We start from the raw sequence: 17520 nt of genomic DNA on the forward strand, positions 1-17520 counted from the left end.
CCCCCTAATATTTGCATTTTTTAGATTTGTTAATTAGTATAAAAAATAGATGACCGTATTGAAAGTATCAGTTTTCAATAATTTAATGGGTTCAGATACGAATTATTTAAAAAAGGCGGAAGCAAAATGAATATGTTAACTTGTAACTTAAATCGTATGAGTGAAGAACCATTATACGAACAATTATATTCGCATATTAAAAAAGAGATAATTGATGGACGTCTTCTCTTTGGAACGAAGCTGCCATCGAAGCGAAAATTAGCGGAGTTTCTGCAGATTAGTCAAAATACCGTCGAGACTGCCTATGAACAATTAACTGCTGAAGGATACGTTGAAGTTATTCCTAGAAAGGGATACTACATACAAACATTTGAGGATTTAGAGTATACTCAAACTGACAATGTTCCCTTAGAACAGAATGATAATAAAGGAAGGGAATTGCTCTATCATTTTCACCCAAGCCAAATTGATACTGAGAACTTTCCATTTGAAAAATGGCGAAAGTATATTAAAAATAAAATCGATGATTCTCATCAAGACCTTCTTTTACTGGGAGATTCTCAAGGTGAATATGAATTACGTTGTGAAATTGCCCACTATCTATATCATGCTCGTGGAGTCCAATGTGTCCCTGAACAGATTATCATTGGTGCGGGACTGGAAATTTTACTACAGCAGCTTGTTCTTCTTTTTGATAAAACCACCATATACGGAGTCGAAGATCCCGGTTATCACTTGATTTATCGTATTTTACGTAGCTATCCAAATGATGTATATCCATTAGAAGTTGATGAAGAAGGGGTGAAGGTCAACCCTATTGAGCAGTCTTCAATTGATGTAGTTTATGTAACCCCTTCCCATCACTTCCCCTATGGAACGATTCTGTCTGTTAACAGACGTACACGATTGTTGAATTGGGCCCAAGGGGCAGCAAATAGATATATTATCGAAGACGATTATGATAGTGAATTTCGTTATAGTGGAAAAACGATTCCTTCTTTACAAAGTATGGATGTTGGAGAAAAAGTGATTTACTTAGGATCGTTTTCCAAATCATTGATGCCTTCAATTCGTATCAGTTATATGGTTCTTCCAGCTCCGTTGTTACAGAGGTATCAAGAGGAATTATCTTTCTACCATTCAACCGTATCAAGGATTGACCAACATGTTTTAACAGAGTTTATGAGGGAGGGAGATTTTGAAAAACATTTAAATCGTATGAGGAAAGTTTACCGCCGTAAATTAGAAAAAGTGATTGATTTGATTAAACCCTATCATCAACAAATATCAATCATTGGTGAACGATCAGGACTGCATATTGTTCTCACCGTGAAAAATGGGATGGATGAACAAACACTAATTCAAAAAGCGGCTGATGACGACATTAAAATATACGGACTTTCCACTTATTCCATTGAGAAAATAGATGAACATCCTCCTAAAATTATATTAGGCTTTGCAGGGATACCTGAAGCAGAATTGGAAAAAGCTATTCATCTTTTATTGAACTCCTGGGGGTTTTAATAAGAAAAAGGAAGTTCACAATTGTAAACTTCCTTTTTCTTTTTTAACTTTTAGTTAAATATTCTTCCATCATGACCTTTGGTACCATGCTGCCACCTGTAGCCCAAATAATATGTGTGGACTGTTTCATTTTTTCTTGAAGTTTTTGATCCTTGAGATATTGTTTTCCCTCTTCGCTACTGAACAATTGAACTGGTCCATATACTCCTGCGAGGGCAGATGGCTCTAAATAATATCCTTCTGTCTCAGCCAGTTCTCGAAGCAAGTCAAATAATCTTTTATCCTGTATTGTATAGCTGCCGCTTAGAATTGATGTCATCATACTAGAAACTAATTCAGATGACCTTCCGACCGCTAGTCCATCTGCTTCCGTTTTGTTATCAATTCCAAAATCCTGTACCGAGACTTTGTCATGAAGTTCCGTTGCCAATCCAAGCAACATACATGGCGAATGTGTTGGCTCTGCAAAAAAGCAATGGACATCGTTTTCGAAGGCCAATTTTAGCCCATATGTTATACCGCCGGGGCCACCACCTACTCCGCATGGTAAGTAAACAAATAAAGGATGATCTTCGTCAACCGAGATCGACATTCCTTTTAATTGATTTTTCAGACGTGTTGCAGCTGTCGCATAGCCTAGCAACAAATCTTTTGAATTTTCATCATCAATAAAATGGCAATTTGGGTCAAGAGATGCTTCTTTTCGCCCTTCTTCGACGGCTTTACTGTAATCGTCTTCATATTCCTTTACAATGACACCAAGGTTTCTTAGTTTATCTTTTTTCCACTGCTTGGCATCTGCCGACATATGTACAGTAACCTTAAATCCAAGGCGGCACTAATTATCCCAATGCTCAGTCCTAGATTTCCAGTCGAACCAACCGCAATGGAATAATGTGAAAATAACTCTTTGAATTTATCACTTGCAAGTATCTCATAATTATCTGATTGCTGGTTTAAAATGTAAGATTCACTTTTAATCCTCTTCGCACACTATTAATAAACCAAACTTCCTCAGCATTATGAAGATCAGCCTTTGTTATTAATTTTTCTTTTATTTCTTTCTTCCTTAATAGCTCCTGACGGAAAGTCCCTGCAAGCAATCCTGATTCTACTGGAGGGGTGAACAGATCTCCATTTATCTTTACTACTACATTTCCGTTCGTGAACTCTGTAATATAACCTTGTTCATTCCAAAGTAAAACGTCATAGAACTCAGGGTGCCTAGTTTGAAATTTTTCATAAACTTCCCGGTTAGTCGTCTTATGATAGAGAAATGGATTTTCAGTTGATATTGGACTTTCGGCTATGATAGCTGAAATTTCTGCTTCCATTGTCTTGATTATTTGTCCTGAAACTTCAAAATCTCCATTTTCAAAAAGCAGAACCCGTACTTTTTGCATCGAATCATAATGTGAATCTGCATATTTTTGGAGCTTATTTCTAAGTTCTGTTTCAGAAAACTGATAGTCAAAGTATCCAGCTGACTGCATCATTCTATCAATATGCTCATCCAATAAAAAATACTGGCCATCTTCAAGCTTAATCGATTCTAACAGCTGATAGGTAGGTCTTTCCTCTGACAATAATTTAGCCTTTAAAAAGGCTTCATCATACTCCTCAAGTAAGACAGAATCCCAGGTTATTCCCCCTCCTACCCCATATTCAGCTTTTCCTGTTTCCTTTTCGATAACAACCGTCCGAATAGGTACATTGAAAACTGCTTCACATTCCGGGGTAATAAAGCCGATTGCACCGCAATACACTTCACGTGGAGAATTCTCAAGTTCAGTGATAATTTCCATCGTTTTGATTTTCGGTGCTCCTGTTATCGATCCACAGGGAAAAAGCGCCTTGAATATATCAATAATCGTTGTTTTTGGTTTCGTTTTAGCTGTGATGGTTGATGTCATTTGCCACACAGTCGGGTACTTTTCAATTTCCTTAAGTTTCGGTACCTGAACGCTCCCTTGTTCAGCAATCATTCCTAGGTCATTCCTGAGCAAATCAACAATCATTAAATTCTCAGCCTGATTTTTTTCAGAACATGCTAACCAGTCCGCATTTGCCTGATCCGTTTTCACGGTAATCCCACGCTTGACTGTCCCTTTCATTGGACGAGTAATTAGCTGACCATCCTCCAAACGGAAAAATAACTCGGGAGAAGCCGACAGAATTCGATGTGTCCCGATATTCAAATAAGCACTATAGTTCGATCGTTGTGCTCTCTTTAGCCGATCATAGAAAGCAAAGTCATCCCCCTCGAACATGGATTGCAATCGCATCGTATAATTCACTTGATAGGAATTGCCTTTCTCGATTTCAGCTTTTATCGTTTGAAACCCAGAATGATATGTATGGGAATCCGTTTCTGATTCCCAATCATTTAATTGAAATGAACCAGTTATTTTTCCCGGGAACTCTTCCGGTTTATCAAAGATACCGAACCACAATAACGGCATTTTTGCTCCTTCTTTTACTTTAAAAGACTTTTCAAAAGCAGGCGCGGCTTCATAAGATACATAGCCTGCTGCATAAAATCCCTGCTCGATTGCTGCCTGGACCTTTTGGAATTGAGGGAGGACATCCTGTATAGAATGGGCGATAAAAACTTCTTTCGGTTCCGTAAAATATAACGGTTTTTTAACATCTTGTTTATCTGTGAAGTGAAATAATAGTGATAAAGGTTCTTCCTGTTTCATGCTTCTCTCCTTACTATATTTATAAGATTCTAAGTAATTAGATATGGTATGTAATTGAAAATGAGCTTGCAGACACATAATCTGCAAGCTCATTCACATTTACACTTATTTCATTCCAGTAACTTCTGCAATGATTTCATAGGAACGAAGGCGTGCGTTATGATCATAAATGGCAGAGTTAATAATCATTTCATCCGCCTGAGTTTCATCTAAAAAGGTCTGTAATTGTTCTTCAACTTCTTTCGGGTTTCCGACAATAGAAGCGTTCAGTTGTTTCATGACAATGGCTTTTTCATATTCTGTCCAAATACCTTCCATCGTATCAACTGGCGGAGCCATTTGTCCAGGTGTATTTCGAATCAAGTTTAAAAATTGCTGCTGATAAGAGGTAGCAATTCTTTGTGCTTCTTCAGTAGTATCCGCTGCAAATACATTGACACCGACCATCACATACGGCTTATCTAAAACGTCGGATGGCTGAAAATTATTACGATAACGTGCTAAAGCCGGTTGAGTATTTTCAGGTGAAAAATGGCTTGCAAATGAAAATGGTAATCCCAGCTGTGCTGATAGAGCCGCACTGAAGCCACTTGAACCAAGCAGCCAAATCGGGATATCTTGCCCTTCACCAGGAATAGCACGGACTCGATTATGTTTTGAATCAGCATCTAAATAGCTGCGGAGTTGCGCTAACTGCTCAGGAAAATCTTGGCCATTATTACGGACATCGCCACGGAGAGCCATTGCAGTATATTGGTCACTTCCTGGAGCACGACCTAGTCCTAAATCTATTCTACCAGGATACATAGCTTCTAACGTTCCAAATTGTTCTGCGATGACGAGTGGTGCATGATTTGGAAGCATTATGCCCCCAGAACCCACACGTATTTTTTCTGTCCTTCCAGCAACATAACCGATTAACACAGAGGTTGCAGAGCTAGCGATTCCAGGCATGCTATGGTGTTCTGCTACCCAGAAACGGTTATAATTCCATTTCTCCACATGCTGAGCTAAATCTACTGTATTTTTAAAGGCTGCTGATACTGTACCACCCTCGACAATAGAAGCTAGGTCCAGTACGGAAAAAGAAATGTCTCTAAGTTTTTTTGCAGGCTGATCAGCATTCATATCTTCAACTTCTTTCAATTATGATTAATTGGACGCAAAGTCATCATATAGAAAATGCAGATAAATTGCACACAAAATGCTCTACCTGATTAATTGAGCAGAAGTTCCTTAGCAATCAAACGATACGACTTCAGACGGTCCTCCAACTTATGAGTTATAGTAATAAGCATGATTTCATCTGCTTGATATTTCTCCTGTAACTCCAAGAGCTGGTGCTTTACTTTTGAAGGTGTGCCCATAATCATTTTTTCATCCATCTTTCCCTTCAGTTCTTTTTCTTTTGCATTCCATGCATACTCCCTCGCCTCTTCTATACTTGGGACCATTTTTCTTTCCCCAAAGCCACTTTGGATTTTCCAGAGTGTATTGCTTAGAGCTATCTCTTTCGCTTGTTCCTCGGTTTCGGCACAAAGGGCCGAAACCGTTAATATTGTTTTAGGCGCTTTCAGGATCCCTTTTGCTTGAAAATGTTCACGATAATACTGAAGACTCTTAATCCCATCATTGTCGCTCATGAATTCACCGAATGCATAAGAAACCCCATTTTCCGCCGCGAGTTTTGCACTTTTTTCACTTGTTCCAAGTACCCATGGTACAGGTGGAATTTTTGGGATTGGTGCAGCAGAAGTATTTTCAAAAAGGTGATCTTTTGGAAATTTCTCTCGAAGAAAATACAATAGTTCCTTTACGAGGTCAGGCATTTTGTATACATTTTGCAGATAATTATCGGATAATGCCATAGTCGCTTCTGCCGATCCTCCTGGAGCACGTCCTATGCCGATATCAATTCGGCCCGGAAAAAGTGTTGCAAGCATATTATAGGTCTCTGCAACGCGATATGGCTTGTAATGCGGAAGCAACACAGCCCCTGCTCCAATTCGAATGTTTTTTGTTTGCGCACCAATATAGCTTATCAACACCTCCGGAGCTGAACAGGCTAATCCTGGTAAATCATGATGTTCCGTAAACCAAACCCTGCAATAGCCAAGTCTATCTCCCTCTTGTGCGAGTAAAAGTGAATCGTTCAATGCCTGCTGCGCGGTTTGACCGGATGCGATTGGTGATTGATCTAAAATGCTTAGCTTCATTAGGGTTCCCTTCTTCTCATTTCTCTCTTAGTTATATAATCGTAAAACATTGACTATAAAATGTCGCCTAATACGCTTGTTGTTAGTTTAGTTTGTAACTCTTAGCTGAAATAATAAGTGGATATTCTGGATTGGTAAATAGGAGTGAATTGTAAATTCTAACGAGGTTATTTTTTAAATATACATTTTTTATTACTCTTATAGATGGAACCCGATTTGTTTTTACCATATATTCTAACGAGATGTTTTAAGAAATATTTATTGAATAAAAAAATAGAAAGACCCTATAGGGCCTTTCCTTTAAATTATTCATTTTTTTTAAACTGAGATAAGATTTCTTCTGCAATAATAGGTGAATCCAATCGAGCCGCTACAAAGGGAGGTTGCACTCGATTATTCGATTCTACAGGCAAGCCTAACCAGACAACATGACCATCGATGATAATAAAAGAGAAGGAAACTGGCATATAAATGAAATAATCTGTAAAAATTTCCGGATTTCTATTCCCTGAAATGATAGTCAATTTGACTTCAGGGTCTCTTTTCATTAGAATCAGCTTCCATTCCTCTGACAAATTTTTAAAGTCTGGCACGGCCACAATAATTTCTTGTTTAGAGGAATCTATATCTGCTAATAAGTTGTCCAACTTACGGGCATGCATCCATTGTAGTCGGGGATGCTGAAGTTTCACCCATTTTCCAATATCTTTCTTTGCGATCATCTGTCCGTTTTGGATTTGATGATCAACAAGCTGACGAAGTGTTTTGCTACGATAAACATGCTTATTAACAAAAGAAGTATCACAAACATGTACGAACTTCCCTTTGGTCCTTGTTATCGCCACATTTATTAGCCTTTCACTTTCTCTTCCGGTCAACAACATTCCTGCACGATTTTGCGGATAACTATCAACCGTGTCAAAAATCATGACATCCCTTTCACTGCCTTGGAAACGATGTACAGTTGCAGCTATGATGTCTGCTGTTTGCCTTTCTTGACTATACAAGTCATCCAAAAGTTTTTCCATCAAGTTAGCCTGGGCACGATAAGGAGCAACATAACCAATGGATCGGGCACCGCCAACATACGATTCATGAATCAGCTGAAAGGACAAAAGCAACTGCCATGGGTTCATTCTCGAATGGGAAGTGCGTTCCGTCATGCAATATTCACCTGAAAAGCTTGTATCGACAAGTGCAGCTGCCTGATTTGCAAACGGTTCCGCTGATCTTATGCTATCTCTACTTGTCAAAACACTTTCATGGTCTCCAACAAAATTGTTATAGACAACCCGATTCGTAAATGCCGAAATTTCTGGATGCATTCGGCGCTGTTCTTTTAAGAGAAATAAATGAGGATGAAGTTCCCCCTCTTCTACTGATTGTGCAACCCCCGCGCGATGAAAGATGTCTTCTTTCAGCCAAAGTTTCACTAGAGAGTCACGTGCAGAAGCAATTGGTGGCAATTGTTTGAAATCACCGCAAACGATAATATGTTTGGATAAGGCTGCCGCAAAAGCTACTTGCGGTACGTAAGCCATGCTGGCTTCGTCCAAAATGATTAGATCATATTCTTTTTGGTATACCGTTTCATCGCTAGCAGCTTTAGCCAAGGTCATTCCAATAATTTTAGCCTCTTTCACAAGTAGCATCTCTTTTTGACGAATTTTCTCTAATACTTTAGCTAATTTTTTTTCTAATTCAATTAATTGATCGGTATCTCTTTTGCTAAATGAACCAGCTAAATCCTGCTTTAACAACCGCTTTTCTTCTGCAAGTTGCTCTTTTTCTTTCATCAAGTCCGGTTCATGCTTCCCTAATAGTTGACCTGTAACAATATCATCATGGATCGCTAGAGAATCACCTATTTGTGAACCATAGCGAAGCACATCTCCTTCATGGAAACGGTCTTTCTTTTTAATAAATGTAGAGATTTCAGCCATCAGTACATCTACAGCTTGATTGCTATGTGACAGCACCAGGATATTTTTATCTTGGAAATAATGATTTGCAACCGTACGTGCCAATGTATAAGTCTTTCCTGTTCCTGGAGGTCCCCAGACAAAAGTGACAGGATTAAATTTTGAACGTGCATATAATTCTTTTACACTGCTTTGTTTTTCATTTACCGGATGTTTTTGGGGCATAGATGGATCCATAAGACGCTTAATCCGTAGCCTTTTCTTTTTGCTTCTCTTGATTTCATCTAGACGGGTAATCAATTGTTCTAGTAATTCCCAGGGATCATGGTATAAATAAGCTTCCCCGATTAAATCACCTAATGATCGTTCAAAAGCGATGATTATACTTTTCCCTTCAGATGATAAGACCCTCCCATCCTGTTTTATTCCTCCCCATTCCAATCGAATAATGGAACCTACAGGAATTTTTATCGAGGAGCTTGTTTCAAAATAGTAGGTGAAAGAACCATCACTTGTAAGTAAATGGCCATTCGAAACAAGATATTTTGTGCTTCCGTATTTTTTTAAATGCAAAATTTCAAGTTGAAGTGCCTGTTGCCATTCTTTTATATAGTTAACCGTTGAATTCATTTTTCACTTTCCTCACAAAATATGCCTTTGGATGTATAAAGAACTGGCCCATTAGATAGGCGCTATTGCGATGAATAACCAAGGCTCTAGGCTTTTTATGTAAAACCTGCCTCGTGACAATATCTCTTCTTTAACATATAAAATAAGGCCCAATCAAAAGATTGGGCCTCTCATTTGCCAATAGTCTTACTATAGCATTTTTTATTTCATCATACCATGGGCTCTTTTGGAAGAAATGGTTTACATTAGCCCTTTGTCAGCTCTGTGAATTGTTCTACTAAATCACTGAAAATCCTCATAGCATTTTCAATAGGCTCAGGTTTAGTTAAATCTACGCCTGTTTTCTTGAGCAGTTCTAACGGGAATTCAGAACTGCCGCTTTTCAAGAAGGTCAAATAACTTTCGAGGGTTTTTTGATCTCCGGAAAGAATTTTATCTGCAATTGTAATAGCTGAAACGTAACCTGTAGCATATTTATACACATAAAATGGACGATAAAAATGCGGAATGCGTGACCAGCCATACTTCACTTCTTCATCGAAAATTATTTCATCACCATTATATGTTCGGAAAATTGTTTCATAAGCTGTGTTAAACACCTCGGCATTTAGTGGTTCATCATTTTCTGCCTTCTCGTGAACGATCTTTTCAAATTCTGCGAACATCACCTGTGTGAAGAAAGTTCCCTTAAAGCTATCGATAAAATGGTTAAGTAAGTGCTTTTTCTTTTGAACGTCTTTTGTTGTATTAATTAAATGGCGAATCAGCAGAATTTCATTCACCGTAGAAGCCACTTCCGCTACAAAAATGGAATAGCTTGCTGTTATTTGCGGTTGATATTTTGAGCTATAGTATGAATGCATTCCATGGCCAGATTCATGCGCAAGTGTAAATACGCTGTCAAGATCATCACGGTGATTTAGTAAGATAAATGGATGAACACCATAAAGTCCTAAGTTGTAAGCCCCAGACCGTTTTCCAGGTGTTTCTCTGACATCAATATAGCGATTTTCTTTAAAGGTTTTTAAGATAGAAGTATATTCTTCACCCAGCGGTTTCAACGCCTCAATCATTAAAGCAAAACTGTCATCATATGATATTTCTTCTTTTGCACCTTCGACCAATGGCACACTTAAATCGTATGCACGCAATTCATTTACACCCAAAAGGTCTTTCCGCAGCTGGATGTATTTATGCATCGGTCCTATATTTTGTTTAGTAGACATAATTAAGTTATCATATACCTCTTTTGGAACTTGATCACCGAACAATGATTTTTCTAAGGCAGAAGGGTAGTTCCTTAGTTTAGAGAGATTCACGTTATTCTTGATTGCTGTTGAAAGTGTTGAAGCAATCGTATTTTTCAGTTGTACATATGGCTGATAATACGCAATGTATGCCTCTTTTCGAATATCACGATTGTCATCTTCAATCAATTTTGAATATAATCCTCGGGTCAGCTCTACTTTTTCGCCGTCTTCATTTGTCACTTCTCCAAACTTAATGTCAGCATTGTTGATCATCCCGAATGTTTTTTGTGGTGCTGAAAAGGCTTCACCTATTTGGGAAAGGACCTCTTCCTGTTCTTTCGTTAACACATGGGTTTTATAGCGATAAGAATCCAGTAAATCTTCTTCAAAATATTTCAAACCCTCGATTTCCTTTATGTACCCTTTTAGCGTTTTTTCTTCTAGGCTTAAAAGAAATGGCATGAAAAATGCAGAAGCATTGCTAATTTTCTGACCTAACTGACTTGCCCGATCAAGCAAAGCCTGTGATGAAGTAACCCTTGTATCCAAATCTGTTTGCAGCATTGCAAATACATAGAGTTTATTATAAATGTAACCAAGTTCCTCACTTAACCTTAAATACTCAAACAAGTCTTGAGCTGTCTGAATTTGTCCATCATAGGTTTTTAATTTTTCTGTCATCTTAAGGACTTCTTGATAATCCTTTTCCCATTTATCCTTGTTATCGTAAATATCATTTAGATTCCAAGTTTCTTCCCCTTTGATTTCGTCACGTGTTTTGTACGTTTGCATTTTATTGGCACTTCCTTTCATACTTATAGGCTTACCCTCTATTATAAGCGACTTTCAGAAAAATCTGCATAAAAAAACCAGTATGCTAAAAATACATACTGGTTATTACATAAAATATAATTAGAATTTAGCTGCAGCTTCTACAACTTTCGCCAATCCTTCAGCAATAATGTCTTGTGTGCGGTCTGGATATTGATTGTGCCCTTCGATAACAACTGTTTCTGGATTCGTTATCCCCCATAGGTTTAGATTCATTGTTACAAATTTCACTGCCATTTCAGCAGCATCCATTCCTGGTAAAGCATAATCTGAACCACGAGCATTAAGTACAGCCACTTTTTTCTCAGGAATAAGACCAACTGGGCCTTCCTCAGTATATTTAAATGTTGTACCTGCTTGAGCAAGATAAGAAATATATGTTACAAGAGGAGCCGGTACCGTAGCGTTCCATAATGGGAATGCAAATACTACTTTATCAGCAGCAAGAAACTGGTTCAAGTATTGTTGCACGTTATCCGCTTCTTTTGATTCTTCTTCAGTCAATTCCATACCTTGGTTACGTTTGAATATCGCTGTAATTGCTGTGTTTCCGTAATATGGTAGGTTGAGTTTGAATAAATCCAATTCAGTAATTTCATCGTTAGGATTTGCTTCTTTATATGTGCTTAAAAACGATTCATACATTTTCACGCTGATTGCTTGCTCTGCTGGACGGTCGTTTGCTTTGATTAATAATACTTTAGACATGTTGGTTCCCCCAATTGTAATTAATATGTGTATGTGAATAGCACAGTTTTAATCAAAATATTTAATCAAGATATCTCGAAGTAACTGCAATTCCTACATACACATTATAATTGTGTTAATAAAATAAAACAAGATATATGTTTTAAGGGTTATATACTATATTTTGTGTTTTAGATACTTTACAGACATATAAAGAAATAAATATCGGAGTTCTAGAGTCATGGTGAACTTTCTAAATCCCCTTTTTAACAGTTACAAGCATATAATATAGAAGAAAAGAGCAAATAAATAAACGAGAGCAAATACTCTCGTTTATAACTCTTTATGATTGAAAGGACATTTTCCTTTTATCGGTTCAATATCATCACCAATAAAAAATTGTTTCCATTCATTATGATTTACATCGCCAAAGTGGCTGATATCCGGATGTTTCGGGAGATTATCCCATTTTTCTACTCGTTCACGCACCTTTTCACGTGACATGATTCCGCCTTTTTCTGTACCTTCTAATCCTTCAAAGATCATTCGGGGTTGGAAGCCCAGTACAAGACTATTTCCTAAATCACGGGTTTTACGCTGTTTATATGCAGGTGCATTACCAAAGATAAAAATTGGTTCCCCTGCAAAATGGTAATCCCATAAATAATGATCCGGATCTTTTGGCTTTTCATTTGGCCAAGGTTTCTTATCATTTATATGAAGATACTGAAGGATATCCCAAAATCGTTTTCGATATAATTCTAAATCTCCTTCTTGCTTTTCTGGCTCCATAAAAACAAACAAACCATGTCTGACATATGGAGGTTCCTGGAATAAGTCTAGAAAGCTTTCCACAGCTTTTGGGAGATTGGACCAATCTTCCTGTGTAATATATGCATAACGAAGCTCACCTTTTTTTTCCGCGTTCATACCAAAATAACAAGGAAATGTTTTATCCATCACCGTATTGTGGAAAGTTTGATATTCCTTGATTAACCATAGAGGTACTCGATCAGGATTTTTCATATCTTCTTTCGTTAACAAACATGAATTCGCAGTCAGCATCTCTTTTCTCCTTCAAATTGATATACTATCTTATACCCAGAATTTGATAAAATAAACGTCCATAACAGCTTATTCTCTCGTCATATTAAAAGATGCTGCAATAGATTCAAATTTTTTTGATTTCATCTGTATCAGCCTGAGCTAGTCTGCAAAAAAGCAGAGTGAATCCAATCTCATGAATTATTATAATGGACTGGTCTGTGGCAAAAACTCCTAGAAATCAAGCTAAAGCAAATCTCCCTGTAATGTTAAGGGAAATACAAAGTAGTGGAGTTAGTATAGTTTCATGGACACATTTTAGTTAAGTCCTTACAATGATTTTTGAGAGGATGTGTCCGTCTTGGAACGAAAGAATACAGGTAAAAAATATAATAATGAATTCAAGAAGACTATTGTAGATCTTTATCACTCGGGTAATTCGGTCAAAGAATTAAGCGGCGAATATGGGGTATCAGAAGTTACCATTTATAAATGGGTTAAGGAATTTACTCCTATCGGTTTAGGGGAAGATTCCATGACTCCAAAGGAATTAGCCGCCATTCAGAAGGAAAACCTTCGGTTAAAGCAAGAAGTTGAAATCTTAAAAAAGGCTATGGCCATATTCGCGAAAAAGTAACCGAGACAGATCTTACCGAATTTATTGAGGAACACAAGAAACAATATCCCGTACAGAAGATGTGTGAAATATTAGAAATCCCAAGAAGCAGCCATTATCAGTCCCTTCAAATAGTCGTATCAAATCGCGAACAGGAAAACAAAGAACTAACGAAGGAAAATCATCTCATTTACTTGGAAAGCAAGGGACGGTATGGGGCTCCAAAGATTCATGAAAGCTTATTAACCAAGGGTTTTTCCCTAAGTCTTAAGCGTGTTCAACGTTTAATGAGCAAAGCGAGAATTCGTTCTATTACTAAGAAAAAATATCGTCCCTATCCATCTAAAGAAAAGGTTATTCAATTGGATAATTTGCTAAAACGAGACTTCACTACTCAAACCATTAATGAGAAATGGGTAGCAGATATTACGTATATCCACACGTTAAAAGACGGATGGTGTTATTTAGCTTCGGTATTGGACCTTCATTCTAAGAAAATAGTAGGGTATTCATTTTCTCGTTCAATGACGACAGAACTGGTCATAAAAGCTTTCAATAACGCACACTTATCACAAAAGCCCTCGGAGGGCTTAGTTCTTCATACGGATCTTGGCTCACAATATACAAGCAGTGAGTTTACTCAACATATCCAAAACCATCATATTAAGCAATCCTTTAGTCAGAAAGGTTGCCCGTACGATAATGCCTGTATTGAATCCTTTCATGCCCTATTAAAAAAGGAAGAAGTCAACCACGTACAATATCTAGACTATCAAACAGCTAAATTAGCAATGTTCCAATTCATTGAAGGTTGGTATAACCGAAAAAGAATTCACAGCAGCTTGGGCTATCAAACCCCACAAGAAATTGAAGATCGTATTAGGAATACAGCTTAAGATTTAACTTAATAGTGTCCAAAATATTGACTCAAATCCAGTAGAACCTAAATAAAAGATTAAAATAAATCAGGTTAATGATCATTTTCTTTACTTTAGGATAACCTAAAAACTAAGGAGTGATTATATATGACAAGAAGAAATAAAATCCTAGTAGCGGGAGCTAGAAAAGGTCTTGATGATTTAAAAGCCAAAGTAGCTGGTACGAAGAATCATGAAGATGCAAAGTTTGAAGTTGCAAAAGAAGTTGGCGTACCACTGAAAAAAGACTATAACGGTCAACTGACATCAAAGCAAGCTGGAAAAATTGGTGGAAAGTTAGGAGGAGGTATGGTCAAGGAACTTATACAGATGGCTCAGGAAAACTTAGGAAAAAACAATAACTAATTCATTGAATCACGATTGCTTAACAAATATAAACTCAGAACGTTTAACATTTAGAAGGAGACGGACATTTCCTTATCCCCGCCTCCTTTTTGCTCAAATTTCAAATATATAAATGATTTTCATGAATTTTAAGTTAAAAATTTATTCATTACATCTCGGTTTAGTTGATCATTAGTACCTGCAAAAACAACGGACCTTTAATCAAAATATAAATATAATCAGTAAGCTCCAGCGCTATAGCAAGGTTTTGTTCGACTAGAAGTATTGTCGTTCCTTCTGCCTTTAATTGTTTTATAATTTTAATGACTTCTAGAACCATAATTGGAAACACCCTGTGGTTTATGTTAATAGATTAGACTTTAATGCTAAAAATAAAAAGCAGCCAGGAACGATTAAGATTCCCAAACTGCTTGAAAAATTATTGCGCTGTATATCCACCACCTATTTATATGAATAAATTTCTTTATATCATCACGTACAGTCATATCCTATTTTTCATTCTTTTTACAAAACTCCATATTCCTTTTCGTTACTTTGATAGATTTCTTCAATTTTCTTACCCTTGGCCCGTGCCAATATTTCCATCCGAACGGCTAATTGTTTCATGGTGAAATCTAAAACAGCATGTTTATCATTATCAAATGGATTGCCAAACCGATCATATCCTTCCATATTTAACGCGATGGCAAGTGGGGCAAGTTCTGCCATTCTTTTTTCAACTTGTCTAAAAATATGTGGATGCTCACTGATAATCCTCTGTAGCAAAAAAGTGCCATATGCAATATGGCGCGATTCATCTTTTTTCAAAAGGCCAACCCCTTTTAATAAACCAGGCATCATATTATTGTCTTCTAGTGTCTGATAAAACCCAAAATACCCGGTTTCAGCAAGCACTCCCTCGGTAAACATATTATATACAGTGGCCGCTTCCGCCAATGCTTCAGGAGACTGATCGTGTATTAGTTTCTCCATCGCCTCAGGCAGTATTTCGTAAAAAATAGATTTGTATGTTTCTGAATGATAAACCGTTAGATCACCTGTTTCACCAATTTGATCTAACGTATAACGGAAAAATTCCATATGCTTTGCTTCCTCGAATAAGAAAGTTGTTAAGTACATTTCCTCTTCAATTCTACCTTCCTTTGCTATAGCCATAATAAGCGGAAGTAAATCCAATGTCACGGCTTCTTCTCCGCCCTGGAAAAGCGAAATAATCCGTAATAAAACCTCTCTTTCAATACTAGTAAACGACTTCCAATCTTCTATATCCTGACTAAAATTAATGTCACGCGGATTCCATACACCGAATTTTTTTGCCTTTTGATAGAGTTTAAACGGAAGGGTATCTTCTCTAAAACTTCGGCTGCTGGTCGTCAATTTCGTTCTTTTCATTTTTTTATCCTCCTTAAAATAGGGAATCGTAAACTTGTAAACACTTAAGCATAGATAATCAAATTTGTAAGGCCCTACCTTATATTGTAAGATATTAGTAAGTTTTTACCTATCACTGAAAAAGTAGGGAGGAATAAAGTCGAATGCTTGAGGAAACCTTGTTGAATCATGTTAAAAATATTTCCATACAAAAAGATATGAGAAATAAATCCAAAATGATTGTAAAGGGCTGTGTAGATTTTTTTTCATTTCAACGTGCCTCTTTGTTCAGTTACTCTTGTTTAAGTGGTATGGGTGAAGGTATTTACTCATGCACAAGTAAAGAAACAATTTCGTTACATCATGTCAAAGAAAATATTCATGATATATACCCCATCCACCAAGCTCTCATAAATAACAAACCAGTATATTTAACAATTAAACATACGAAATCATCCATACCTGCAAAATACGTTAAAAGATTTGCAATCTCTTCATTAGCTGTAATTCCGGTTATAGTCAATGAAATGGTTATTGGTTTTGTTTTAGTTGACCCAATACAGACCAACGAACCTGTTACAAAGCATGATTTAATGAAGCTTTCCCATTATTTAGAACTGGCAGTCAGTACAACTTTAGAATCCTCCCCCCCCTCATACCTTCTTAGTAATCGTGAAGTCGAAGTCCTACAATATTTAGCTAATGGTCTAGGGTTAAAACAAATGGCACCAAAGATGAGGGTAAGTGAATACACTGTTAGGGATTATATTTCTTCTGCCATTAGGAAATTAGGAGTCAATCATCGTACAGAGGCTGTAGCTGTCGCTATCCGGCACAAGATAATTATTTAAAAGAATATAAAACAAAAAAACCTTCATAGAAGGTTTCAGACTGTAGACAAACTCGATGGAAATCGAGTTTGTCTACAGTTTTTTTAAGGGTTTTAAAAATTCGAACGTTGCACTCGCTTTCCGCGGGCGGTCCGGGAGCCTCCTCGGCGCCTTTGCGCCTGTGGGGTCTCCCTTGGACGCGCTTTTCCCGCAGGAGTCTCGCACCTTCCGTTCCAATCAACTTTGTTTTAACAATTAGATTTAACCGCTTTTTCCTACAGTCCTTTTTGTTTTAAAATAGGAGTATTAAAACTTGAGGTGATGACGATGCTTTCGAAACATAATTCTATTCAGCGAGATCAACTTGAAATGATTACTTTGGATCAACTGGTGCCAGCGAACCATATGGTTCGTAAAATTGAGGCAGCCATTGACTTCACTTTCATTTATGATTTGGTAAAAGATATGTATTCAGAGGTAGGTCGCCCAAGTATCGATCCAGTTATTTTAGTTAAACTGACATTCATTCAATATACCTTCGGTATTCGTTCAATGCGTAAAACGATTGAAGAAGTTGAAACAAATATGGCTTACCGTTGGTTCTTAGGTTACGG

The 17520-nt window shown here is 37.2% G+C and carries 14 protein-coding genes and 1 pseudogene; 5 read left to right on the forward strand and 10 right to left on the reverse strand.

What is annotated here, in order from left to right; genetic code table 11:
- The first annotated feature begins 126 nt into the window (after positions 1-126).
- Positions 127-1524, forward strand: a complete 1398-nt coding sequence (gene pdxR, locus AKG34_RS12485) for a MocR-like pyridoxine biosynthesis transcription factor PdxR (RefSeq protein WP_053346362.1) — start codon at positions 127-129, stop codon at positions 1522-1524.
- 43 nt (positions 1525-1567) lie between these two features.
- On the opposite strand, the pseudogene AKG34_RS12490 reads toward pdxR, so the two are convergent.
- From AKG34_RS12490 to AKG34_RS12525, 8 genes and pseudogenes are all read right to left on the reverse strand, one after another.
- Positions 1568-2475 (reverse strand): annotated as a pseudogene (locus AKG34_RS12490) (D-serine ammonia-lyase); the annotation flags it as partial.
- A gap of 5 nt (positions 2476-2480) precedes the next feature.
- A complete protein-coding gene (pabB, locus tag AKG34_RS12495) occupies positions 2481-4226 on the reverse strand; it encodes an aminodeoxychorismate synthase component I (RefSeq protein WP_053346364.1) in 1746 nt (581 codons plus the stop codon).
- 105 nt (positions 4227-4331) lie between these two features.
- Positions 4332-5354 carry an LLM class flavin-dependent oxidoreductase gene (locus AKG34_RS12500; RefSeq protein ID WP_053346365.1) on the reverse strand — a complete coding sequence of 341 codons (1023 nt, stop codon included), beginning with the start codon at positions 5352-5354 and terminating at the stop codon, positions 4332-4334.
- A gap of 89 nt (positions 5355-5443) precedes the next feature.
- Entirely contained in the window at positions 5444-6442 is a 999-nt protein-coding gene (locus AKG34_RS12505; protein WP_053346366.1) for an LLM class flavin-dependent oxidoreductase, read from the reverse strand.
- Between the two features lie 305 nt (positions 6443-6747).
- A complete protein-coding gene (locus tag AKG34_RS12510) occupies positions 6748-8994 on the reverse strand; it encodes an AAA domain-containing protein (protein ID WP_053346367.1) in 2247 nt (748 codons plus the stop codon).
- A gap of 245 nt (positions 8995-9239) precedes the next feature.
- A complete protein-coding gene (gene pepF, locus AKG34_RS12515) occupies positions 9240-11036 on the reverse strand; it encodes an oligoendopeptidase F (protein ID WP_053346368.1) in 1797 nt (598 codons plus the stop codon).
- A gap of 120 nt (positions 11037-11156) precedes the next feature.
- Positions 11157-11783: an FMN-dependent NADH-azoreductase gene (locus AKG34_RS12520; protein ID WP_083450777.1), complete on the reverse strand. Its 627-nt coding sequence runs from the start codon at positions 11781-11783 to the stop codon at positions 11157-11159.
- A 312-nt stretch (positions 11784-12095) separates the two neighbouring features.
- Positions 12096-12827, reverse strand: a complete 732-nt coding sequence (locus AKG34_RS12525) for a YqcI/YcgG family protein (RefSeq protein WP_053346370.1) — start codon at positions 12825-12827, stop codon at positions 12096-12098.
- 340 nt (positions 12828-13167) lie between these two features.
- Between AKG34_RS12525 and AKG34_RS12535 the strand changes: the two genes are divergently transcribed.
- Together AKG34_RS12535 and AKG34_RS12540 are read left to right on the forward strand one after the other, a co-directional pair.
- A protein-coding gene (locus AKG34_RS12535; RefSeq protein WP_407946256.1) for an IS3 family transposase occupies positions 13168-14318 on the forward strand; the annotation gives its coding sequence in 2 pieces (ribosomal slippage) (positions 13168-13417 and positions 13417-14318; 1152 coding nt in all).
- 129 nt (positions 14319-14447) lie between these two features.
- A complete protein-coding gene (locus AKG34_RS12540) occupies positions 14448-14705 on the forward strand; it encodes an alpha/beta-type small acid-soluble spore protein (RefSeq protein ID WP_053346373.1) in 258 nt (85 codons plus the stop codon).
- A 160-nt stretch (positions 14706-14865) separates the two neighbouring features.
- On the opposite strand, the gene AKG34_RS27980 is transcribed toward AKG34_RS12540, so the two are convergent.
- Together AKG34_RS27980 and AKG34_RS12545 are read right to left on the reverse strand one after the other, a co-directional pair.
- Positions 14866-15024: a hypothetical protein gene (locus AKG34_RS27980; protein WP_161804932.1), complete on the reverse strand. Its 159-nt coding sequence runs from the start codon at positions 15022-15024 to the stop codon at positions 14866-14868.
- Positions 15025-15209: 185 nt separating this feature from the next.
- A complete protein-coding gene (locus AKG34_RS12545) occupies positions 15210-16097 on the reverse strand; it encodes a R2-like ligand-binding oxidase (protein ID WP_053346374.1) in 888 nt (295 codons plus the stop codon).
- Between the two features lie 143 nt (positions 16098-16240).
- On the opposite strand from AKG34_RS12545, the gene AKG34_RS12550 reads away from it, so the two are divergent.
- Positions 16241-16927, forward strand: coding sequence for a helix-turn-helix transcriptional regulator (locus AKG34_RS12550; protein WP_053346375.1), 687 nt, complete (start codon positions 16241-16243; stop codon positions 16925-16927).
- A gap of 306 nt (positions 16928-17233) precedes the next feature.
- The coding region (locus tag AKG34_RS12560; RefSeq protein WP_161804962.1) for a transposase at positions 17234-17520 on the forward strand (287 nt) is incomplete at its 3' end.

This window comes from Peribacillus butanolivorans (assembly GCF_001273755.1).
GTDB lineage: Bacteria > Bacillota > Bacilli > Bacillales > DSM-1321 > Peribacillus > Peribacillus butanolivorans.